The 21,107-nt window shown below is 56.5% G+C and carries 19 protein-coding genes, 1 tRNA gene and 1 riboswitch; of the genes, 11 read left to right on the top strand and 9 right to left on the bottom strand.

Annotated elements, in window-relative coordinates; all coding sequences use genetic code 11:
* Window positions 1-9: 9 nt before the first annotated feature.
* From WHS88_00400 to WHS88_00355, 10 genes are all read left to right on the top strand, one after another.
* Complete coding sequence (locus WHS88_00400) at window positions 10-402, top strand: type II secretion system protein (protein MEJ5258632.1); 393 nt, start codon at window positions 10-12, stop codon at window positions 400-402.
* A 96-nt stretch (window positions 403-498) separates the two neighbouring features.
* Complete coding sequence (locus WHS88_00395) at window positions 499-996, top strand: prepilin-type N-terminal cleavage/methylation domain-containing protein (GenBank protein MEJ5258631.1); 498 nt, start codon at window positions 499-501, stop codon at window positions 994-996.
* A 12-nt stretch (window positions 997-1,008) separates the two neighbouring features.
* Complete coding sequence (locus tag WHS88_00390; protein ID MEJ5258630.1) at window positions 1,009-1,692, top strand: prepilin-type N-terminal cleavage/methylation domain-containing protein; 684 nt, start codon at window positions 1,009-1,011, stop codon at window positions 1,690-1,692.
* Between the two features lie 50 nt (window positions 1,693-1,742).
* Entirely contained in the window at window positions 1,743-3,482 is a 1,740-nt protein-coding gene (locus tag WHS88_00385; protein ID MEJ5258629.1) for a hypothetical protein, read from the top strand.
* A 13-nt stretch (window positions 3,483-3,495) separates the two neighbouring features.
* Complete coding sequence (pilM, locus tag WHS88_00380) at window positions 3,496-4,566, top strand: pilus assembly protein PilM (GenBank protein MEJ5258628.1); 1,071 nt, start codon at window positions 3,496-3,498, stop codon at window positions 4,564-4,566.
* Window positions 4,566-5,207 carry a hypothetical protein gene (locus tag WHS88_00375; GenBank protein ID MEJ5258627.1) on the top strand — a complete coding sequence of 214 codons (642 nt, stop codon included), beginning with the start codon at window positions 4,566-4,568 and terminating at the stop codon, window positions 5,205-5,207. Before pilM ends, WHS88_00375 begins: the two co-directional genes overlap by 1 nt.
* A gap of 12 nt (window positions 5,208-5,219) precedes the next feature.
* On the top strand, window positions 5,220-5,831 hold the full coding sequence (locus WHS88_00370) for a hypothetical protein (GenBank protein ID MEJ5258626.1): 612 nt from the start codon (window positions 5,220-5,222) through the stop codon (window positions 5,829-5,831).
* Complete coding sequence (locus WHS88_00365; GenBank protein ID MEJ5258625.1) at window positions 5,828-6,625, top strand: ParA family protein; 798 nt, start codon at window positions 5,828-5,830, stop codon at window positions 6,623-6,625. The genes WHS88_00370 and WHS88_00365 overlap by 4 nt, the downstream gene beginning before the upstream one ends.
* Window positions 6,579-7,229 (top strand): hypothetical protein, encoded by a 651-nt coding sequence (locus WHS88_00360; GenBank protein ID MEJ5258624.1) that lies wholly within the window; start codon window positions 6,579-6,581, stop codon window positions 7,227-7,229. The genes WHS88_00365 and WHS88_00360 overlap by 47 nt, the downstream gene beginning before the upstream one ends.
* Before the next feature lie 31 nt (window positions 7,230-7,260).
* Window positions 7,261-8,745 carry a secretin and TonB N-terminal domain-containing protein gene (locus tag WHS88_00355; GenBank protein MEJ5258623.1) on the top strand — a complete coding sequence of 495 codons (1,485 nt, stop codon included), beginning with the start codon at window positions 7,261-7,263 and terminating at the stop codon, window positions 8,743-8,745.
* Between the two features lie 128 nt (window positions 8,746-8,873).
* Here WHS88_00355 and WHS88_00350 read toward each other — a convergent pair whose 3' ends face one another.
* The gene (locus WHS88_00350; GenBank protein ID MEJ5258622.1) at window positions 8,874-9,962 is read right to left on the bottom strand and encodes a demethoxyubiquinone hydroxylase family protein; all 1,089 of its coding nucleotides are present in this window, start codon (window positions 9,960-9,962) and stop codon (window positions 8,874-8,876) included.
* 187 nt (window positions 9,963-10,149) lie between these two features.
* On the opposite strand from WHS88_00350, the gene WHS88_00345 reads away from it, so the two are divergent.
* Window positions 10,150-11,034 (top strand): CBS domain-containing protein, encoded by an 885-nt coding sequence (locus tag WHS88_00345; GenBank protein ID MEJ5258621.1) that lies wholly within the window; start codon window positions 10,150-10,152, stop codon window positions 11,032-11,034.
* 7 nt (window positions 11,035-11,041) lie between these two features.
* Here WHS88_00345 and WHS88_00340 read toward each other — a convergent pair whose 3' ends face one another.
* From WHS88_00340 to WHS88_00305, 8 genes are all read right to left on the bottom strand, one after another.
* Window positions 11,042-11,866, bottom strand: a complete 825-nt coding sequence (locus WHS88_00340) for a glycerophosphodiester phosphodiesterase (protein ID MEJ5258620.1) — start codon at window positions 11,864-11,866, stop codon at window positions 11,042-11,044.
* Between the two features lie 138 nt (window positions 11,867-12,004).
* Window positions 12,005-12,274 (bottom strand): hypothetical protein, encoded by a 270-nt coding sequence (locus tag WHS88_00335; protein ID MEJ5258619.1) that lies wholly within the window; start codon window positions 12,272-12,274, stop codon window positions 12,005-12,007.
* A 127-nt stretch (window positions 12,275-12,401) separates the two neighbouring features.
* Complete coding sequence (gene metE, locus WHS88_00330; protein ID MEJ5258618.1) at window positions 12,402-14,678, bottom strand: 5-methyltetrahydropteroyltriglutamate--homocysteine S-methyltransferase; 2,277 nt, start codon at window positions 14,676-14,678, stop codon at window positions 12,402-12,404.
* Between the two features lie 27 nt (window positions 14,679-14,705).
* Window positions 14,706-15,272, bottom strand: a complete 567-nt coding sequence (dcd, locus tag WHS88_00325; GenBank protein MEJ5258617.1) for a dCTP deaminase — start codon at window positions 15,270-15,272, stop codon at window positions 14,706-14,708.
* On the bottom strand, window positions 15,269-15,904 hold the full coding sequence (locus WHS88_00320) for an anaerobic ribonucleoside-triphosphate reductase activating protein (GenBank protein ID MEJ5258616.1): 636 nt from the start codon (window positions 15,902-15,904) through the stop codon (window positions 15,269-15,271). The genes dcd and WHS88_00320 overlap by 4 nt, the downstream gene beginning before the upstream one ends.
* Window positions 15,904-18,054 carry a ribonucleoside triphosphate reductase gene (locus tag WHS88_00315; protein ID MEJ5258615.1) on the bottom strand — a complete coding sequence of 717 codons (2,151 nt, stop codon included), beginning with the start codon at window positions 18,052-18,054 and terminating at the stop codon, window positions 15,904-15,906. The genes WHS88_00320 and WHS88_00315 overlap by 1 nt, the downstream gene beginning before the upstream one ends.
* A gap of 172 nt (window positions 18,055-18,226) precedes the next feature.
* Window positions 18,227-18,430, bottom strand: a riboswitch (cobalamin riboswitch).
* Between the two features lie 86 nt (window positions 18,431-18,516).
* Window positions 18,517-18,590, bottom strand: a tRNA-Val gene (locus tag WHS88_00310).
* A gap of 112 nt (window positions 18,591-18,702) precedes the next feature.
* Window positions 18,703-21,054, bottom strand: a complete 2,352-nt coding sequence (locus WHS88_00305; protein MEJ5258614.1) for an autotransporter-associated beta strand repeat-containing protein — start codon at window positions 21,052-21,054, stop codon at window positions 18,703-18,705.
* Window positions 21,055-21,107 lie beyond the last annotated feature (53 nt).

The raw sequence follows: 21,107 nt of genomic DNA, 5'->3' as shown, positions 1-21,107 counted from the left end.
GATGCAAGAATGACAGGAAAAAAAGGATTCACGCTGATTGAACTGATGGTCGTCATCCTGATTGTCGGCATCCTGGCGGCGGCCTCGATTCCGCTGATGCGCGGCCGAATTGAATCCGCCAAGTGGGCGGAAGCCAACGCCACCGCCGGCACCATCAAGTCCGCCGTACGGGTGTATTTTGTGGAACACGGCACAGCGCCCACCGGCAGTCTGGGCGTGGCCGCCACCCGTCAGGCCCTGGGCTTTCAGGATGCAGACCTGACCGGAACCTACTTCGTCCCGGGCGACTACAACATCGACAGCGTCGATGCCAACGGCAACGCCCAGATTACGGTCACCGGCAGCCAGCCCAACGCCCCCAGCGGGTCCAAGACCCTCTACGTGGACGGACGATGGGAATAAATCAGCCGAACGGTCAAATCACAGGAACGGAGGAGGTGCGCATCTTTCTCCGTTCCTTCTTTCTTTGAGATGCCGAAAAACACAAGGAGGCCTCTCGTGACTGCCCTGAATGCTCCGGACCGATCCAGCATTCGCCGGCGGACTCAAATGCCCGCCGGGGTTACCCTGCTGGAACTGATTATCGCCACACTGATTCTGGCTGTCGCTTCCCTCGGAGCCCTCACGTATCAGTATCACGCCGTCAAGCGGGCCCGCAGCGCCCGCGCCGAACTTGTCGCCGCCCAGCTGGCCCAGCTGCTGCTGGACGACTGGAAGAGCACCGGCGGCGATGAACGCTACAATCCGGTGTCGCTGAATCTCGGATTTGAACAAATCGGCACGGACCCGATTTACCGCATCACCCTGAACGGTTTCCCTATGCGGGCCCAGCTTTGGTATTCGGACATCCGCACCGATGATACCGCCGGCGTGACACTGCGGGACATTCGCGTGACCATTCGATGGCGCCGGGATTCCAAAAATCTGGAACCAACCGTCAATGACCCGGTGTTTACCTCCGCCACGTTTGTTCGGCGAGACCAGGCAGGCGGATAAGGAGACGGAAGAATGAACCATCGTCGCGCCTATTCTTTTTGGACTCGGGGCTTCACCCTGCTGGAAGTCATCGTAACCCTGGCGATTCTGGTGATTCCGATTCTGGCTGTCACCATTTTGGCGGCGGGCGGCTCCCGAAGCGTTCGCCAGACCTACAACAGCATTCATAAACCGATTCGGCAGGACGCCCTGGCCATTGTAACCGCCTTCAGCACCGTCGGACGAAAATCCAATCGAAGCAATTATACCGTTTATAAAATCGTCAACGGCACCTATACCGTCGCCCAGCCCCTGACCGGTCAGGAACTGGCGTCCGGGTCCGCTGTGGAATTCCGATACTGGCAGGAACCGTTCAATCCGGCAAACGCCGGTTCGGATGTGCTGGAAGTCACCAACACCGGAACCCACTATGCTCTCTTTTATCTGGAAGGACGCCGGCTGAAGGTGGATTACGGCCGGGTCGTCAACGGCGTCGGCGGAATTTCCGGCGGTCTTCGCCGCACCGGTTCCCTCCTGCGGACCGTCACTCTGACGGAGTTTGTGAATATCTCCCGGGGAACGGAGATATTCAGCCACAATGTCGTCGGCGGCGTTGGAATGGGTTCCGTCCGGATGAATCTGACCCTGACGGACAACGACGGCGATTCCGAAGAAGTGAAAACCTCCGTCCTGCTGCGGATGAACTGGCCTCGGTAGGGTGCAAACCGCCTGACAGATTGCGGAACTCCTTGCGGAGAAAAAAGACTATGAATAAACGGAAAACAAAACAGACTCGTCAGCAGTCCGGGTCGGCACTGATTGTCGCCGTGGTGCTGCTGCTGGTTTTGTCGATCCTTTCCGTCGGGGTTCTCAAAAGTGCCGAAGGGGCCCATATGCAGGCGGTCCGGCAGAAACGGCAGTCCGCCGCTCTGGCTGCCGCCGAAGCAGCTTACGAACGAGCCATGTTTGCCATGAGTCAGCAGTCCGACCTGCTGTCCGCCCTGGCCGCCGGCACCTTTGAAGAAACCCTTTCCTTTCCGGACAGCCAAGGCTCTTATTCCGTTTCTCTGGCCACGTTTCTGCAGGCCAAACCCATCTTTGAAATCACAGCAATCGGACGCTCCGGCATGTACGAAAAGACCATTCATACCTACGCAGTCCAGGCCATCAACGGCTGGGCCATGGGCAAATGCAAGGCCCCGGTCGGCGGGTCTTCGTTTATCGATGTGGTCTTTGCCACCGGCGAAGTCGTCGATTTGCCGATTGAAATCAATAAGGAAAACGACAGCCCGGATGTCCGCGACATCAAAATCCAAGGGAATCCCGTCTTTCTCCGTCCGGTTTATATGGGTGAATCCCGATACACAGTCGGCGGAACCGACAAATACAGCTCTGTCATGAACTGCTTTCGCGGCGGGATTTACTTTGACCAGCCCATGCTCCGGATTTCCGATGATACCGGTCTGGAAAGCAAAATTCAGCGGTTTCGCGACAGCACCGCCCCTCAGTTCCGCTTTACACCCACGGCCTTTGCCTCAACGCTGACCCTGCCGCAGCCGGCGGTGCATCTGGAGTTTTTTGTGGAAAACGGCATCGGCAAGGTCTGCATTACAAACAACTGCACCGTCCGCGGCTTTATGCAGACGCAGGACAGCCGGACGTATGACTTCCGCGTTGTTCCCGGCAGCAGCGGAGAACGGTTCGAACGCTATCCGATTTATGCCTATCACGTTCGACGCACGAATGCCGACACCAACGGCGACCGCTTTACGGTGGACCTGACGCAAACTTATGTGTCTCAGGAATTCGGCGGGGTTTCCTCTGCACCCGCCGGACAGATTTTTGTCAACGGAAATGTGATTATCGGCAGCGGACGGACCCTCGGACAGCAAACCAACGTCGTGCAGGGCCAGATGAGCGTCGTAGCCACCGGGAACATCTGGATAGCCCACTCGCTGACAATATCGGACCGGGACAATTCCGGCCGAACCTATCCCCGGCAAGCCAACGGCCTGCCGCATCCTGAAAACCCCAATATTCTCGGACTGATTGCCAAAGGCGTCATCAAAATCGTCGATCCCGGAATGACCGAATACAGTTATGTCGATACTACGCCGAAAGAACCGGCAGGATTCACCTATGTGCCGATTGGAAATCGGGAAAGCGCCGCCAAACCGGCTTATATGCGGCTCCTGCCGAATCCGACGATTGTGGAGGCGGCTTTAACCATCGGCGGCGGAGGCTGGGGAGCCGAAAACGTAAAACGAAACAACTACGGCGGAAGAAAAACGGTTTCGGCCAGCAATGACCAGCTGATTTTGCGAGGCAGCATTACCGAAGCCGTGCGAGGCGTCGTGGGTGTGGTCGGACAGGACGGCTATTTGAAATCGTATTTTTGGGATGAGCGTCTGCTGACAGGCATCCTGCCCGGCAATATCTGGCTCAAAGGCAAGTATGTACCGGTGCCGGGCGCCTGGACGGAAACGCAAACCGTCCTGGCTCAATAAAACAGGAAAACCTATGCTGGCATCTGTAAAACAAAAATATCGTTCTTTGCTGGAGCGGCTGGAAATGAACGCCGTCGAATGGGCCGGACTGGACATCGGCTCTTCTTCGGTCAAACTGGTCAAGGGAAGCTGGCGAAGCCGAAAGTTCACGGCTGTCAGCGCCTGCCGGGTGGAACTGCCGCCCTCTCCGGACGGACAGGGACCGCAGGAAGCCGCCGTCAGCCGCGCTGTGCGTGAGTGCCTCAACAGCGCGGATTTAAAGACCCCTTATGTGGTCTGTGCGCAAAGCGGACCGGAAGTGGTCACCCGTCCCTACCGCTTTCCGCTCATCCCCGCTGAAGCCCTCGGCAAAGCCGTGGAACTGGAGGCCCTGCAGATGAGCCCCTTCGACGCTGACCAGAGCATCGTGGCCTTCCAGAATATCCGTTCCTCCGCGGACGGACATCAGGGGTTTCTGGTCGTAGCCCTGCGGGAGGCAATTGAGCGAACCGTTCGGCAGGTGCACAATGCCGGCGGAAAAGTGATGCTGATGGATGTCGATGGGCTGGCTGCGATGAACGGCCTGTGCCACTGCATCCCTCCGGAGCCGAACAGCTGCCGGACCCTTATTCATCTGGGCCATCGGTTCATCACCGTCACCATTCTCGGAGAAAACGGTATTCCATTCATTCGCGACCTGACCTATGCGGGCTCCGCTGTCACGGCGTCCATTCGGCAGCAGACCGGTCTGGACGAAGAGGCGATTCGACAAATCCTGTTCGTTCAGACGGACCCGCTGCCGCCGACGATTGCCGCCGCACTCAAACAGGCGGCTGCCCGATGCCTCAACGACATCAGCGATACCCTTCGCTATTATCTGACACAAAACCCGGACTGCCAGGTGAAAAAACTGTATTTGTCGGGCGGATGGGCGACGAGTCGGCCGTTTGCGGCTCTCCTGACAGAGACGCTGGCGCTGGAAACGGAGGTCTTCAATCCGTTCCGCTATCTGAACGTTCAGGCAGCACCGGAGCAGGAATTGATGCTCAAACAGGACGGACCGGTCTTTGCCGTCGCCGCCGGTCTGGCTATGAGGACTTTCTGATGCAGTTTCGGATTGATTTATTGCGAGGACAGGGATTGCCGAAGCGAAGCCGGCCGGGCACGATGGCCCTGGCGGCTGTACCGTTTCTGATTCCGCTGCTGGCCACAGGTCTTCTGGCCGGACAGTGGTTCAGTCAGAAAGCCCTGATCCAAACCAAACTGACCATCCATCAGCAGAATCTCCAGCAAATCACGGAGCACTCCAAAGACCTCCAGCGGTATGAAAACACCCAGCAGGATATTCTGACCGCCCGGCATCGCATCAAAACCATCCAGGACGCCCTGCGGCTGGAAATGCCGCTGTCGCCCCTGATGGCCGAACTGGTTCAGGCCCTGCCGCCGGAGGCGTTCTTTACCGAATTGGACTTCGCCTATCAGCCCGTTCGCCGGAAAGTGGCGGACCCCAAAACCAATCAGGTCTCCTACATTCAGGTGATTCAGCGAACGCTGCGGCTGCTGCTGGCGGCTCCGAACCGTCCCGAAAGCGATGCGTCCGTCAACGACTATATCCAGAAACTGCGCTCCGCGCCTTTGCTGTCTTCGCTGGCGCAGGAAATTCAGATTTACTCGCGGCAGGAAGCGTCCGATTCACAAAATCTGATTCTGTACGAAATTCGCTGTCCGTTAATCGAACAAAAATAAACGAAAGAACCTATGATTTTCAAAAGCCGAAAATACTGGATTTGCGTGGCCTGTGTCTGGGGTCCCTGGCTCCTGCTCACGCTGGCTTTTTACACCTTGGTACTCACGCCGCAGGCCGAACGGCTCCGAAAGGTCCATCAGGACCTGCTTGTCAGCAGCGACCGGGTGAGCGTCGCCCGCCTGGCCTCGCAGCCCGATACGCAGCAGCGGCAGCGGGAGCTGCTTGGCGAACTTCAGCAGCGTATTGACGAATTCCTTGTCCCCACGGGACAGCAGGACAAAATCCTCTTTGAAATCAGCCGACTGGCCAGCAAATACGGCCTGAGCGAATATGCCGGCAAGACCCGCGAAGACGTCTGGTCCGCGGAAGAAGCCGGACGCGCCAAACTCAAACGAATGTGGCAGACTATCAGCTTCCGCGGAACCTTCCAGCAGTTTGCTTCGTTCGTCAACGCCCTCGAAAGAAGTCGGCCGGCCGTTTTCGTGGAAAGTGCCTCCATCGAACGAAGCCGCCAGGAGTCCAAGCTGCATTCCGCCAGACTTCTGGTGTCGTTTTTGATTCAGCCGGATGCACCGACCTCCGGTGCCGTATCCTGGGTATCCAGGGAGGATGCGTCTCTATGAAAACCTTTGCCGTAACCAATCAGAAAGGAGGATGCGGGAAAACCACCACGGCCGTCAATGTGGCGGCGGCGCTGGCCTCCCGCGGATACCGAACACTCCTGGTGGACCTCGACCCGCAGGGACACGCCACGCTGGCCTTCGGCCTTCAACCCGACACCCTCGAACAGACCATTTACGAAGCCCTGGTCAATCCTCAGGTCCTTCTCGGGCGAATCTTGCAGCCGACCTGCCTGCCGACGCTTCAGCTGGCCCCCAGCAATGTGCTGCTGTCCGGAGCCGAGTCGCAGCTGCTTCGAATGATGGACCGGGAGTTTGTGCTCCGCCGGCTTCTGGAGGAGCTGGCCGGCTCGTTTGACTACTGCCTGATTGACTGCTCGCCGTCGCTGAATCTCCTGACGCTGAACGCGATGGCGGCCTCCGACGAACTGATTGTTCCCGTTCAGACGCAGTATTACGCCCTCGAAGGACTGCGGCAGGTGATGGAAACGGTGGACGTTGTCCGGGAGCGCTTTGCCCCGAATCTCCGCATCCGCGGGATTCTGCTGACGCTCGTGGAGCGCCGGACGCTCCTGAGCCGACAGGTTGAAGAGCAGATGCGGGAGTATTTCGGTTCGCTGATTTTTCAAACGGTCATTCACCGCAGCGTCCGTCTGGCCGAGGCCCCCAGCGCCGGCCAGTCCGTAATCACATACGCCCCGCAGAGTATCGGCGCCGCGGAATATCAATCCCTTACGGATGAGCTGCTCTATGAAACCCAGAACCGGACTGCACAAGAAAGTGTCCTTTATATTTGACGGGGTTCCCACTCCGCCGGCAGCTCCGGCCGCCTCGGCCGGACCGACACCGTCCGTCGGCACCGCCGGCTCGAATACTTATACCCCCCAGCCCCTTCCGGCATCCGCTCCGGCTGCTCGCCCTGCAGGGCCGAAAGATACGCGGACCTCTGCCGCCAAAAACCGCAAAAAAAGCAAAAAAGACGCCCGGCAGACCCAGATGCAGATTCTCGTCGGCGTTCTTTCGCTGGTTCTGATAGCGACTCTCTTCTTTGTGATGCGTACACCGGCGGCGCCTCCGAAAAAGGCCGCGGCCTCCGTCTCGAGCCCCGCTGCGGAACCGGCGGCTTCCGAACCCGCCAAATGGGTGCGTCCCGAACCCTGGCCCGAACGGATGCGCGACCCGATGGCCCCGGACACAGCGGGACAAACCCCCGACACCGGTTCAGATGCCCTTTTGGTTCGCGGCATCGTCTTCAGCCAAACCAATCCGTCCGCCATCATCGGAAACCAGATTGTTTTTATCGGGGATACCCTCAACGGAATCCGAGTCGTCAATATTACCAGGGACACCGTCGAATTTGAAAAAGACGGCAAACGCTGGACCCAGACGGTTCAGCCGTAAAACGGATTGTATCTTTCGAAAGGATAACAGGATGGAAAAGACAGGCAGCAAAATCCTTTGGACGTTTTTATGGCCGGCGGTCTTTCTGCTTTGGCCGGCGGCGACGGCATCCGCCCAGAACGGAGGCCCCACAACAGAAGAGCCCCTCGCGATGCGGGCCGAACGGCTCAGCCCCGTCCAGCAGCGCATGCAGCAGACCGTCAGTGTGGATTTTCGTAATACGCCGATTGACGATGTGCTTCGCATCCTGGCCCGCCAGGCCGGCGTGGACATCATCAAAAGCCCCAAAGTTGAAGGCACCGTGACCGCCACCCTGAACGATGTCCCGCTGAGCGAGGCGCTGGCTAATATTCTCGAAGCGCACGGATACAGCTACGTGACCACCGAAAATATGATTCGGGTCATGCCCGCCGGCGATATCATTGATGCGCGGGAGAAAATCATCAGCCGAATCTATCGGATTACCTACGCCGACGTCAAAGACGTGGAGACGGCTCTCCGCAAATTCATCACGGAACGGGGCTCGATTTCCGCCAATCCCGGCACCAGCAACATCATCGTGACGGATGTCGAAAGCAAAATCAAGGCCATCGATGCCTTCATCGAAGAAATCGACCGCATCACGCCGCAAATCCTCGTCGAGGCCAAAATCTATGACATCTCCTCCCGGGCCAATCTGGATCTGGGCGTCGAATGGCAGATGGGAACCAACACCCTCTATGACCTGCAGGGAAGCTCCTATTCCAACGGGACGGCCGTCACCAGCACCATCGGCAACGCTGTTCAGGGCACTGTAACCAATCCGGCCATCACCAGCGTTTTCTCCGGCGATGTCGGCAAAACCTCCAGCACCGACGGCATCTTCCGCTTCGGCATCCTCAATGACCATGTCCGGCTCGACGCCGCCCTGAAAGCCAAACAGGAAGACATTCGCGCCAAACTGCTGGCCAACCCGCGCATCCTCGTGCTGGACAATGTGCAGGCCGAAATCAAAATTGTGGAAGAGTTTCCCTATCAGGAGCTGACGGAAAGCAGCGGCGGCGGCAGCATCGGCACTACGGCCTTCCGGGAAGTCGGCATTGAACTGCGCGTCGTGCCTCATCTGACACGCGACGGGCTCATCCGGCTGCTGCTGAATCCCAAATTCAGCGTCCGCACGGGCGAGGTGGTCATCACCGGCATCAGCAACCCGATTCCGCAGCCCATCATCGCCAGCCGCGAAACGATGACCACCGCCCTGATTCGGGACGGACAGACCGTCGTCATCGGCGGACTGAAAAAACAGGATGTCTCTCAGCAAATCAACAAAATCCCCATCCTGGGCAATCTGCCTCTGGTGGGCTTCCTTTTCCGTTCTGAGGGCGAAAGCACACTCAACAGTGAACTGGTGATTTTCATCACCCCCACGATTGTCAGACATCCGACCCTCAGCGACGAAGAACAGCGGCATCTGGCCAATACGGTCTTTACGCCTCCGCTGGCCCCTCAGCCGCGCATCAAAGACCCGACGAATTGAACGCATCCGGCAAAACCTGTCGTCATTCCCGCGACCTGTCCTTCGAAGCTTCAGCAAAGAAGGAAGGCGGGAATCCAGGCTCTTTGACACGGTTTTGTTCGAAATCCTAAGGCAGCGGTTTTCCGAAATCATTCCAAGCCGCCGGAATCCTCTTTCCGGCGGCTTTTTTTCTGCGCCTCCATCTCCTTCAGCAGCCGCCGCCAAGTTTGGATATGCCCCTGCTCATCTTCCTGATTCTTCAACAGCATCCGCCGGGAGGCATCCTCCCAGGGCGCCGCCTCAAGCAGCCGGCTGTAATGCTCGACTGCTTTGGATTCGACCCAAATGCCTGTCTTCAAAATCCACTTCGCCCCCGCCAGCCGAGAGCCGAGCCCGAATACAACTCCAACAGCCTGCCAGAACAGCCGCAAAGGACTCGGACGAAACCCGTACTCATACAGCTGCGTCTGAAAATCCTGCCAGTGCGTCAGTTCATTGCACATCGCCGCAATCAGTTCCCGATTGAGCTCTGTCCGCTCCGGCCCGATTTGAAGCCGATAAATCGTTGTCGCCATCAACTCCAGTGAATGCAGCGTCCGCAGGGCCCGGGCAAGCTTCTTTCGCCCCTCCGGGCTAAGCTCTTCCCCGCGAAAGGCCACATCCTCCCGCCGCAGCAGAGGCCGCAGCACCTCCATTTCCGCCCCTGCCGACCGGTCGTCCGCAGGCCGGGATTCGCCCGGAACTTTGCGGCGGAGATGCTGACGGGTCTGCACCCGGACAAAGGCCTCTTCATACCGCTTGTGCTCCTGCGGTGTTTGCGGAACAAGGGCCGGAACCGGACGGGGTCTTCCGGTCTGCGGGTCCACCGCCACAAAGGTCAGATAGGCCGTGGTTGCCAGGACCCGCCGGCCCTGCTGCGGATTTTCACAATGTACCTCCACCGCTACTTCCATCGAAGTCCGGCCGGCATAACTGACCACCGCATCCAGCACCACCTGGTCCCCGATGTGAATGGGCTGCTCAAACTGCAGCGTGTCCATTGCTGCCGTCACGACCGGCCCATCTGCATGCCGCTGGGCCGCCATCGAGGCCGCCATATCAATCTCGGCCGCTATCGCCCCGCCGAAAGCCGTACCAAACGGATTGGCCTGGTTGGGCATCAGCAGAAACCGGGTCTGAACCCGGCTGTCCGCCGGGGCCTTCGAGGGTCGGTTTGAATTATCAGACGCCTGCGACATTGGTTCAGCTCCTTACCTTTTCCGCGTCTGATAATATAACAAAAAGCCGGATGAAAAAAAGCAAAGAAATCTTTGAAATCTTTTTTCGCAATTCGGCAAATAATTGCAGAAGTTCTAATTTATCAGACAGATTAATTAAGTCGATAAGACTGGCAGATGTTCTTTCTTTCAGAAGGGAGCTTCGTGTATGCCGAAAGGTCTGTCAACCCAAATCAGTCCCTGCTTTATGCAGCCGGATGCCAAACGGGCAATCGACGTAATCAAGTACGGGGTGATTACCGTTACTCCGCAAACCCGTCTCTATCAGGCCCTGGCCTGCATCGTCGATTTGAATATCAGCGGCCTTCCCGTCGTGGACAACCACCTGCTTCTGCAGGGCATCATCACGGAAAAAGACCTTCTGGCCATGCTTTATGAAAAACAAACCACCAGCGGTCTGGTTGAAAGCTACATGCACAGAGAGGTTGTCTCTTTTCCGGCCGAGACGCTCCTGGAAGAAATCTGCAATTGTCTGATTCAAAACCCCTTCCGACGCGTGCCGATTACGCACCGCGGAAAAGTTGTCAGCGTTATCAGCCGAACCGACCTGGTCCGTGTCAATGTTCACAAGTTCCTTCCGGAACAGGAACCTGCCCCAAAAAAGCCTTTTTCCGCCCGGCAGCTGATGACCAAGGGCCTCATTACAGTCCGTCCTGAAAGCACCCTCGGAGAAGCCCTTTCTTTGATGGCGGATTACTCCATCAGCGGTCTGCCGGTCGTCGAAGAAGGGATGTATCTGGTCGGAATCATCACGGAAAAAGACCTGATGCCCTATTTCTACAGCCAGACGATTCCTCCGGCACAGGTCGGAAAAATTATGACAACAGACGTGACTGTTTTCTCTCCGGAATCCAGCGTCTTTGAAATTACCGAATGCCTCATCCACAACAATTTCCGGCGTGTGCCGATCGTCAAAGACGGTGTGCTGGTCGGCCTGGTCAGCCGCGCGGATGTCATCCGCTATATCCTGCGGAATCTCACCCGCATCAGCCACTATCGGGCCGTCCAGAAAGTCAACCAATTGATTCCGTAAAAGCCGTTTAACGTTCCTTTGAACAGTCGTTTTTCAGCCGGCCGGGACGGTTGGTTGTGATTCCCCTCGCCCCCAGCCGAATCATCCGTTCCGCCGTCCGGCAGTCATCCACCGTCCAGACATACCAGTCATATCCGGCCTGCCGAACCGCCCGGGCAAAGACTTCATCCACCCCTTCATAATTCACATCCAGCCCGTTAATGCCTTTTTCCCGGATAAACGTGATCAGCTCCGGAGAATGCGGGATGGGCTTTCCGGTCTCTTTGTCTTTTTCCGTCCCCACCAGCCAATAAACCGGAATATCCGGCATCCGCTGTTTGCTCTGAACCAGTACATCCGGGTCAAAACAAATGATGACAATCTGCCGGCGCTTGCCGCTTGTCTCGACGGCCTTTTGCAGATATGGCAGGATTTCCCCTTTGCACTTGATTTCCACAAACAGCCTTTTTCCCTTCGGCAGCAGCTCCAGCACCTCCTCCAGCGTCGGAATCGTTTGACCGGCGAATTGTTCTGCTTTCCATCGCCCGACATCCAGCGTCCGCAGCTGTGCCATCGTCTTTTCGCTCACCCGCCAGTCCGTACCGGCCGTCCGTTTGGTATCCGCATCGTGAATCACCGCCAGCTGATGGTCCGCCGTCAGATGCACATCTACCTCCACGGCATCCGCTCCCTGTTCCCAGGCCAGCCGAACCGCCGACAGCGTGTTTTCCGGCGCATCATACGAAGCCCCCCGATGGGCAATAACCTCCGCCTGCCGTGCACATCCCGACGTCATCAGAATCCCCGTCAAAAGACAAACAGACAAACTCCCATTCCAACCCATCCGGAACATAACACTATATCTCCTTTTTCTCCGCAATCCGCTCAAAGTACCAAAAAGCAAAAGCGGCAAACGGAGCATCTCTACCATACCGCAAACGAGTCAAAAAGGCAAGAATGTCCCGAATCCAGCCGCTTGGGGCATACATTGTCAGATATTCTGGTGAGATTGTGCGGAATAGTTTGAACCGGACGGAGCCGAATGGCTTTTCAGAATCTCTTCCGCCCATCGCGTCTGGTCCGGCATCATCAGGGTCGGAACATGCTCGCGTCCAATCGTTGTGGCAATCCGATAACGGCAGCAGCGGGTAAAATCCCCCCGACAGTAGGTCTCTTTGAGGTAAGCCGTCAGATGTCGCCGCTGAACCACTTCTTCCGCATTAAAAAACGGACATTTTGCCAGAAATTGGCATTCCGCCATAAACCGGGTCCTTAGATTTATCGCCCTGCAGAGAAGACCTATTCCGAATATCGGCTGTTTCTTCGGATGACTTTAAGGGGTTCAACGCCATTTATAGTTCAAAAAACGCTGTTTTATTCCGGGCCAATCAGCCGCCCAGACTTTGACGCAGACGAACGGCGGCCTGCACCATATTTTTCAAAGATGCCTCCGTCTCCGGCCAGCCGCGGGTTTTTAAACCACAGTCCGGATTGACCCATATCTGCTCAGCTCGAAGATGCCGAAGCATTTCGTTCAGCAGCATCACCATCTCTTCGACGGAGGGTACCCGCGGACTGTGAATATCATACACTCCCGGGCCGATTTCGTTCGGATAGCGGTATCGTTCAAACACCTCAAGCAGCACCGCACCCGAGCGGGAGGCCTCAATTGACAGCACATCCGCATCCATTGCAATAATGGCATCCATCCGGTCATTGAAATCCGCATAACACATATGGGTATGAATCTGCGTTTCGTCTTTGACCCCGCAGGAAGCCAGGCGAAACGCCTTCACGGCCCAGTCAAAATATTCCGTCCGTTCCGACTGCCGCAGAGGAACCCCCTCGCACAGACCCGGTTCATCAATCTGAATGATGCGGATGCCGGCCGCCTCCAAATCCGCTGCTTCATCCCGAACGGCCAGTGCCAGCTGAAAAGCCGTATCCCGACGCGGCTGGTCCTCCCGGACAAACGACCATTGCAGAAGCGTCATCGGACCGGTCAGCATCCCCTTGACCGGTTTGTCGGTCAGGGATTGAGCATATTGAATCCAATACACCGTCATTGGGGCCCGCCGCCGGACATCCCCGTAAATAACAGGCGGCTTGACACAGCGGGAGCCGTAACTCTGCACCCATCCGTTCTGGGTAAATGCAAAGCCATCCAGCATCTCCCCAAAATACTCCACCATGTCATTGCGTTCCGGCTCACCATGCACCAGCACATCCAGCCAGACCGATTCCTGAAAACGAATGACCTTTTCTATCTCGTGTTTCATCACAGACCGGTATTCCGTTTCAGACAGAATTCCCTTTTTGAAATCCGCCCGGGCTTTGCGGATTTCCGGCGTCTGCGGAAACGAGCCGATAGTCGTGGTCGGAAACAGCGGCAGGCGCAGCCGCTGACGCTGCTTCCTTCGTCGCTGTTCAAAACCAGACTGCCGGGAGAACATCGAATCCGTCAGCCGATTCATCCGGTTCCGAACCTCAGGATTATAGAACAGCCGCGAGGTCTTCCCCGGCGAAAAAAGACGCTGGTTCTCCTCCAGAATCGGCTCTACGGCCTGCCGTCCCTCGCGGACAGCCCGCGTCAAGATATGAATTTCCTGCAGTTTCTGCACTGCAAAGGCCATCCGCTGGCGAATCTCGGCAGGCAGGGCCGTTTCCTGAGCCAAATCAAGCGGACAATGCAGAAGCGAGCAGGAAGATGCAACCATCAGACGTTCCGTTCCGAGCCGCTCAGCCGCACGGTATAATTTTTCCAGACATTCCGTCAGGTTCGCTTTCCAGATGTTTCGACCATTCACAATCCCCATCGACAGCATCATCGGCTCTGGAATCATCTCCATCGCCGCCTCCAGCTGCTCCGGCGCCCGTACCAAATCCAGATGAACAGCATCAACAGGCAGTTTTGTCAGCCACGGCAGTTTATCCGAAATAGTCCCAAAGTACGCTGTCAGACAAATCTTCGGATGCGGTGACGACAGCAGCCGACTGTATCCCCTTTGAAAAAGACGCTCTTCTTCGGCGCTCATATCCAGAACCAAAATCGGTTCGTCCATCTGAACCCAGTCGGCCCCCGCTTCTCTGAGTCGGCCCAAAACCTCTTCATAGACAGGCAGCAGGTTCTCCAGCAAAACCCCTTTCTTCAAAGAACCTTTGCTTTTGCCCAGCCGCAGAAACGTCAGCGGGCCCAGCAAAACAGGACGCGTGAGAATTCCCAATTCTTTGGCTTCCTCGAACTCCCGCAGCACTTTTTCCGACCGCAGCCGGAAAGTCTGCCCCTCTTCAAATTCCGGGACTATGTAGTGATAATTGGTGTCAAACCACTTGGTCATTTCCATCGCCGCCGCTTCGGCATCACCCCGGGCCATCCGAAAATAGGTATCCAGACCGAGCTGTTCGCCGGACCGGAGAAACCGAGACGGCACCGCTCCCGTCATCAGCAACGTATCCAGAACATGGTCATAAAAGGAAAAATCATTACTGGGGATCTGCTCAATTCCGAGCGTCTTCTGCAGCTGCCAGTGCCTTATCCGCAGCATGCGCCCCGTTTCCAGCAGATTCTCCTGCGAAATCTCTCCTTTCCAATAGGCTTCCAGCGCCTTTTTCAACTCCCGTTCAATCCCCATCCGGGGAAAACCCAGATTGGCCGTCATCATCATAAGAAAATCCTTCTTCCACAAAAATAGTTATACACAGGGCAGACGAATGCCCGTCTGATTCTGATACTTGCCGTTTCGATCCGCATAGGAAACCTCACAGGGACTGTCGGATTCAAAAAAAAGCACCTGTGCCAGTCCTTCCCCGGCATAGACCTTGGCCGGCAGCGGGGTTGTGTTGGAAATCTCCAGCACCGCATGGCCTTCCCAGCCCGGTTCAAACGGCGTTACGTTCACAATAATACCGCATCGGGCATACGTGGATTTTCCGACGCAAATCGTCATCACATTCCGGGGAATTCGGAACTTTTCCACACTCAAAGCCAGCACAAAACTGTTCGGCGGAATCAGACAGACATCCGTTTCCACCTCCACCAGACCCCGCGGGTCAAAATTTTTGGGGTCAATCACCGTGCCGTACACGTTGGTAAACACCCGAAAATGACGGGAAACACGAATATCATAGCCGAACGAGGACAGACCGTAGGAAATGACGCTCCGTCCTTCCGCCGTGCGAATCTGCCGATCCACAAACGGCTCTATCATCCCGTATTCGACGGCCTTTTTTCGAATCCACGAATCCGGACAAATGCTCATAACGTCTCCTCGATAAGTTCCGATGGTTTTCGCAGTGATGCCTCCAGCGCCGATTCCGCCGCAAACTTTTGGATTTTGTAAACAGCACCAGCCGGCAGACTCCGACGAATCTGCTCCAAATCTTCCGACGTCAGCAGTCCGGGCACAAAGGTTGTGCGAAACTCCGCCGCAATTCCGCTGTGCACAATCAGCTCGATGCTGCGTTCGATTTCCTCCCGGGGATACACCCCGCCGGTCAGCAGCGGATATTTGCACGGCGGGGCTTTGATATCCATCGCCGCATAATCCAGCAGCCCCTCTTCCAGCACAGATTCGAGCATCCTTGATTGACTGCCGTTTGTATCCAGTTTGACCTGAAATCCCATCCGCCGAAGCTCTCGGATAAAATCCGGCAAATCCGCCTGCAGGGTCGGTTCACCGCCGCTGAGCACTATGCCGTCCAGAATCTTCCGACGCTCCGCCAAAAGGGCTACAGCCGTCTGTTCGTCAAACACATCCTCGGCATCCCTCTCCAGCAAACGTCCGTTATGGCAGAACGGACAGCGAAAATTGCATCCCTGTACAAACAGAACCGCCGCCGTCCTTCCCGGAAAATCACTGAGCGTCAACGGCTGAAAACCGCCGAATTTCATCAGAATCCCTCTATCTGATACGACCGGCGAAGTTCAAACTCCGCCTGTTTGCCTTCATTCCACTGGTCCACCGGACGCAGATAGCCGACCACCCGGGCATAGACCTCCGTCTTTTGACCGCACTGGGGACACTGCCGGCGGCAGCCCTTTAAATAGCCGTGTTCCGGACAGATACTGAAGGTCGGCGAAATCGTAAAATACGGCAGGCGGTAATTCCGGCAGATTTTGCGGACAAACGATTTGACCGCCTGCGGGTCAGCCGCCGCCTCTCCCAAATAAATATGCAGGACTGTCCCGCCGGTGTACTTCGACTGCAGCTCATCCTGGAGTTCGAGCGTCTGGAAAAGGTCCTGCGTATAATAGACCGGCAGCTGCGTCGAATTGGTGTAAAACGGCTTTTTCTCCGGGTCCGGCTGCGCCGTCCGAATATCCGGATACCGCTGTTTGTCCAGACGGGCCAGACGATAGGACGTTCCCTCCGCCGGCGTTGCCTCCAGATTGTACAGATGTCCGCTTTCCTCCTGAAAAACCAGCAGACGCTCACGAATCCGCTCCAGCACCATCCGGGCAAACGTCTGCCCCTCGGGAGTCCCGATGTCCCTGCCGAACAGATTCAGACAGGCCTCATTCATTCCCACCAGACCAATCGTGGAAAAATGATTATCCCAATACCGGCTGCTGCGAGCCTTGACATGCCGCAGATAATACCGAGTATACGGATACAGATTTTTCTCCGTAAACTCCTCCAGCAGATGACGCTTGGTCTCCAGACTTTCATAGGCCTTTTTCAGCAGCGCATCCAGCCGATTCAGAAAATCCGTTTCATCCTTGGCCAAATATCCCAGTCGCGGCAGATTCAGTGTCACCACACCGATTGAACCGGTCAGCGGATTAGCCCCAAACAGCCCGCCGCCCCGCTTTTCCAGATGCCGCACATCCAGACGAAGCCGGCAGCACATTGACCGGGCATCCTCCGGCGACAACTCCGAATTGACAAAATTCGCAAAATACGGAATCCCGTACTTGGCCGTCACCGCCCACAGTTTTTCGAGCGTCGGAGAGTCCCAGCGGAAATCTTTTGTAATGTTGTAGGTCGGAATGGGAAACGTAAACACGCGTCCGCGGGCGTCCCCTTCCTCCATCACCTCCAGAAACGCCCGATTAAAAATATCCATTTCCTCCTGATAGTCGCCGTACACACTCTGCTGAAGCTCCCCCCCAATCACCACGGGCTGCTGCGCCAGTGCGGACGGCGGCTGCAAATCCAGCGTAATATTTGTAAACGGAGTCTGAAACCCAACCCGCGTCGGGACATTGATATTGAACACAAACTCCTGCAGGGCCTGCTTGACCTCCGAATAGGTCAGCCGGTCATGCCGAATAAACGGCGCCAAAAGGGTATCCACATTCGAAAAGGCCTGCGCTCCAGCCGCTTCTCCCTGAAGGGTATAAAAGAAATTCACAATCTGTCCCAGTGCCGTCCGGAAATGACGGGCCGGACGGCTCTCCGTCTTTCCGCAGACCCCCTTAAAACCGCTGCAGAGCAAATCCCGCAAATCCCATCCCACACAATATGCACTCAGCAGCCCCAAATCATGAATATGAAAATCCCCTTCCTGATGAGCCCGGCGAATCTCCGCCGTATAAATCTTGTTCAGCCAGTACGCCTGACTGATTTCACTGGACACATAATTGTTCAGTCCCTGAAGTGAGTAAGACATGTTGCTGTTTTCCTGAACCTTCCAGTCCAGTCGCTCCAGATACTGGTCAATCAAATCCACCTCGGCTTTCTGGACAAACTCCCGGATTCGGGCATGCTGGTCGCGATACAGAATATAGGCCTTCGCCGTCTTCTTGAACGGACTGGTCAGCAGGACCTCCTCCACAATATCCTGAATCTGTTCGACTTCCGGCACCGAGGCCTTCAGCGTCATCTGCATCAGCGCCAAAACCCGCTGAGCCAAATGAGCCGCCGTCGGCTGGTCAAATTCACCGGTTGCCCGACCGGCTTTCAGAATCGCTCCTTCAATCTTGGAGCAGTCAAACGGCACCAAACGGCCGTCCCGCTTGCGAACCTGGGCAAAAGATGTTCCAACCGAAATCGAGGAAAGAGTCTGGGACTGAATGGTCTGTTCCGATGCGGTCTTCATGATGGTCTCCCATTTTTCAAATAAAAATTGTCCGTTTTGTTTCCTTCCGCCTGTCAGACAATCCGTCGGGAGACAAAAGATGAGAGCGAAAAGCCGCGCAGACTTCAGACAGTTCCAAGAAATTCGTCTGCTCGTTCATCACTTTGCCTTTCCCGCGAAAGCAAGTTGTCTTCCGCACAAGCGGGCTGTCGGCAGGTCTTCGGACTTTCAGGCACCTTCTGAAAACCTACTCGCCAAGCTTCCCATCCGAAAAACAGACAGTGCTTTGTTCGGCTTTCGTTCCTGATTACCGCTGCGGGGCAGTTCCGGACTTTCACCGGATTCCCTCTTGCCACACCCCTATAGAACGGGGTGTACCAACAGCAATTCTCCATATATAGGGGGGAAGCAGAAGTGTCAAATGAAAAGTAAAAAAATTAAAAGACTCAAAGCAGGGCGACGCAGAATTCCTCCTGTAAAAACTGGGCGGTACAGGACTTGAACCTGTGGCCTCCTGCTTGTAAGGCAGGCGCTCTCGCCAACTGAGCTAACCGCCCGAAAGTGTATCCAGTTTACCCGCTAATCCCAAAAAGTCAAAAAGAAACCCGCTTTTCCTTTGGCTGAAAAAGCGGGTTTTGCGGCTTCACCACCCTCCCTCAGAGGCCGCATTTATTTAATCATTTGTTTTTTCGAGATGCCCCGCAGCAGCAAACCGCCCAGCCCCAGCAGCATCATCGAGGCGGGCTCCGGTATCAAAACCAGCGCAATCTGGTTATCGCCCTGATAATTGTAATCAATCCGGTAGCCGGCCGGCAGTTTAATAATCTGGCCGAACTCGCTGCCGTCCAGCTGCCCGTACTGGGCAAAGACATACGCCGGCTCATGCAGCATGCCCGCCCAGTGCAAATCCAGCGTCGCATTGGAAATCGACAGAACGCCCTCCGCAATCAGCCGCGTGCAGTCGCCGGGCATAATTCCGCCCTCCAGCTGAATCTGCAGCAGCCCGTCCAGAACAACATTTCCGCCGACAGACAAACTGCCCATCATCACTCCCGGCGCCAGGATTCCGCCCGGCTCCACAAACACCTCCGCCTCAATGCGTCCGACGCCTCCCAGCAGTGCGCCCGTTGCCACTGTATAATCTCCGCCGTTCAGATGCTGACCATTCACCAAAAGTTTCCCGCCCGTCACCGACGTCGGTCCCGTGTAGTCGTTCTGTCCCGACAGAGTCAAAGTTCCGCCGCCGCTCTTGACCAGGCCCCCGCTGCCGGTAATTGTGCCGGCAAACAACCCGCTGCTGCTGACCGTCAGGGTCCCGCCGCCCAAAGCAATCGTCCCGCCGGCTGAACCGCCGCCGTTTAAAACAGCAGCCGTCTGATTATATCCGGCCAAATCCAGCACAGTTCCCGCTGCATTCGCCAAAGAAACCGTCGTTCCCACCGGCAGAGCGTTGTTTCTTCCGATACGCAGGGTGCCTCCGCTGATTGTAGTGGAGCCGGCATATGTATTGGCACCGGACAGAACCAGCGTACCGGAGCCGACTTTTTCCAGCGAACCGCTGCCCATGATGACCCCTTCAAACGAACCGCTGCCGAGCGTCAATCGGCCGCCGCCGGACAAGACCATTCCGCCCCCATTCAGCAAGGATAATGTCTGGTTGTTCACCCCCAAATCCAGACACGTTCCGGATGCCATCGTCACATCTGTTGAAACCGGCAGACGGTTGTGTCCCCCGCTCAGGACAACCGTGCCTCCGCTGATTACGGTCGGCCCATTGTACGTATTAGCCCCGGACAGAACGAGGGTCCCCGTTCCGCTTTTGACCAGCGAGCCGGCCCCGGAAATCACCCCTGCAAAATACCCTTCACCGACCGTCAGTTGCCCGCCGCCCAAAGCGACTGTTCCGCCGCTTGCTCCGCCGCCGTTCAGGGCGGCAATCGTCTGGTTATACCCAGCCAAATCCAGCGTAGCGCCGGGGGTAGAAGACAAATTCACCGTTGTAGTCGTCGGCAGTCGGTTGTTTCCGCCCAGCTGAAGCGTGCCGCTGCTGATAGCCGTGGACCCCTGATAGGTATTGCTCCCGGACAATCGCACGGTTCCGGAACCGGTTTTGGTAATCCCGCCGGTCCCGCTGATGGTATTCGTAAACGAAACAGTGCTCGAGCCGGCTGCGGTGAGCGTCGCATTCAAATCCAGCTGAATGGTGCCGGAAAAGGTCGAAGAGCCGCTCGTATGATTGCTGCCTAACACCGCATTGACATTCGCACCGGGATAGCTGCGTACCCGCAGGTTTTTCGTAACAGACGCCCCAGAGGCATCCGTCAAAAGCCGGGCCCACGCCCCGTCCGTCACCCATTGGTCGCCGCCGATATTCAGCGTGCCCGTGCTGGTTCCGAGTGCGTCGCCGCTTGTCCCCGCATAACGTACAAGCAGCGTCCCCTGCCGCAGATAGAACGGGCTGGACACACTGCTCGGGCTGTCCAGACGCACAGCGCCTGTGTCCAGTTCCGTCGGATTGACGGAGCTGATAACCGGTGCATACGAGCCGATAAAGCCGCCGCCGTAGGTCCAGCCGATTGCCAGCGTGCTGCCGCTGGCGGTATAAATATTCAGCCCCGACCGCAGCAGTTCAATCTCCGGATAAATCAGATTGACGCCCGCTCCGCCCTGCGCATAACTGAAAATTGCATTATAGGAACCCTCCACCGAATACGGGTCCAGACGAAGCGGTTTGTTATCCGTATAAACCGTCCAGCCCGTGTAGTTGAAGACCAGCTGCCCCAGGCCGTTGGACATCGTGGCATTTTGAATCGGCATCCCCATTCCGGCCGGATTGTTAAAAATAGCTCTTTCGTCCGGGTCGTCGGGATACCGTCCCGTCGGACCGCTCCAGTTCGCCGAAGCCCCCCAGTTCCCGTTATCCCCTGTACGGCTCCAGACAAAATCCGTAAAGTCGCCTCGACAAAGAGATATCCGCAGCAAAAAGGAAAAAAACAGGATGAAAAACTGATGTGTTTTCATTGTCTTTGCCTCCTCTCGAAAACTTCTCTACTGCCTTACAGTTCATCCTTGCA

Source organism: Anaerohalosphaeraceae bacterium (assembly GCA_037479115.1).
GTDB lineage: Bacteria > Planctomycetota > Phycisphaerae > Sedimentisphaerales > Anaerohalosphaeraceae > JAHDQI01.
Note: the sequence above shows the minus strand (reverse complement) of the source record. Positions and strands in the feature narration are given on the sequence as shown.

Excerpts from the sequence above, each read along its gene's own strand:
- WHS88_00400 (MEJ5258632.1), top strand. The coding sequence starts at position 10 with ATGACAGGAAAAAAAGGATTCACGCTGATTGAACTGATGGTCGTCATC.
- WHS88_00390 (MEJ5258630.1), top strand. The coding sequence starts at position 1,009 with ATGAACCATCGTCGCGCCTATTCTTTTTGGACTCGGGGCTTCACCCTG.
- WHS88_00385 (MEJ5258629.1), top strand. The coding sequence starts at position 1,743 with ATGAATAAACGGAAAACAAAACAGACTCGTCAGCAGTCCGGGTCGGCA.
- pilM (MEJ5258628.1), top strand. The coding sequence starts at position 3,496 with ATGCTGGCATCTGTAAAACAAAAATATCGTTCTTTGCTGGAGCGGCTG.
- WHS88_00375 (MEJ5258627.1), top strand. The coding sequence starts at position 4,566 with ATGCAGTTTCGGATTGATTTATTGCGAGGACAGGGATTGCCGAAGCGA.
- WHS88_00370 (MEJ5258626.1), top strand. The coding sequence starts at position 5,220 with ATGATTTTCAAAAGCCGAAAATACTGGATTTGCGTGGCCTGTGTCTGG.
- WHS88_00365 (MEJ5258625.1), top strand. The coding sequence starts at position 5,828 with ATGAAAACCTTTGCCGTAACCAATCAGAAAGGAGGATGCGGGAAAACC.
- WHS88_00360 (MEJ5258624.1), top strand. The coding sequence starts at position 6,579 with ATGAAACCCAGAACCGGACTGCACAAGAAAGTGTCCTTTATATTTGAC.
- WHS88_00355 (MEJ5258623.1), top strand. The coding sequence starts at position 7,261 with ATGGAAAAGACAGGCAGCAAAATCCTTTGGACGTTTTTATGGCCGGCG.
- WHS88_00350 (MEJ5258622.1), bottom strand. The coding sequence starts at position 9,962 with ATGTCGCAGGCGTCTGATAATTCAAACCGACCCTCGAAGGCCCCGGCG.
- WHS88_00345 (MEJ5258621.1), top strand. The coding sequence starts at position 10,150 with ATGCCGAAAGGTCTGTCAACCCAAATCAGTCCCTGCTTTATGCAGCCG.
- WHS88_00340 (MEJ5258620.1), bottom strand. The coding sequence starts at position 11,866 with ATGTTCCGGATGGGTTGGAATGGGAGTTTGTCTGTTTGTCTTTTGACG.
- WHS88_00335 (MEJ5258619.1), bottom strand. The coding sequence starts at position 12,274 with ATGGCGGAATGCCAATTTCTGGCAAAATGTCCGTTTTTTAATGCGGAA.
- metE (MEJ5258618.1), bottom strand. The coding sequence starts at position 14,678 with ATGATGATGACGGCCAATCTGGGTTTTCCCCGGATGGGGATTGAACGG.
- dcd (MEJ5258617.1), bottom strand. The coding sequence starts at position 15,272 with ATGAGCATTTGTCCGGATTCGTGGATTCGAAAAAAGGCCGTCGAATAC.
- WHS88_00320 (MEJ5258616.1), bottom strand. The coding sequence starts at position 15,904 with ATGAAATTCGGCGGTTTTCAGCCGTTGACGCTCAGTGATTTTCCGGGA.
- WHS88_00315 (MEJ5258615.1), bottom strand. The coding sequence starts at position 18,054 with ATGAAGACCGCATCGGAACAGACCATTCAGTCCCAGACTCTTTCCTCG.
- WHS88_00305 (MEJ5258614.1), bottom strand. The coding sequence starts at position 21,054 with ATGAAAACACATCAGTTTTTCATCCTGTTTTTTTCCTTTTTGCTGCGG.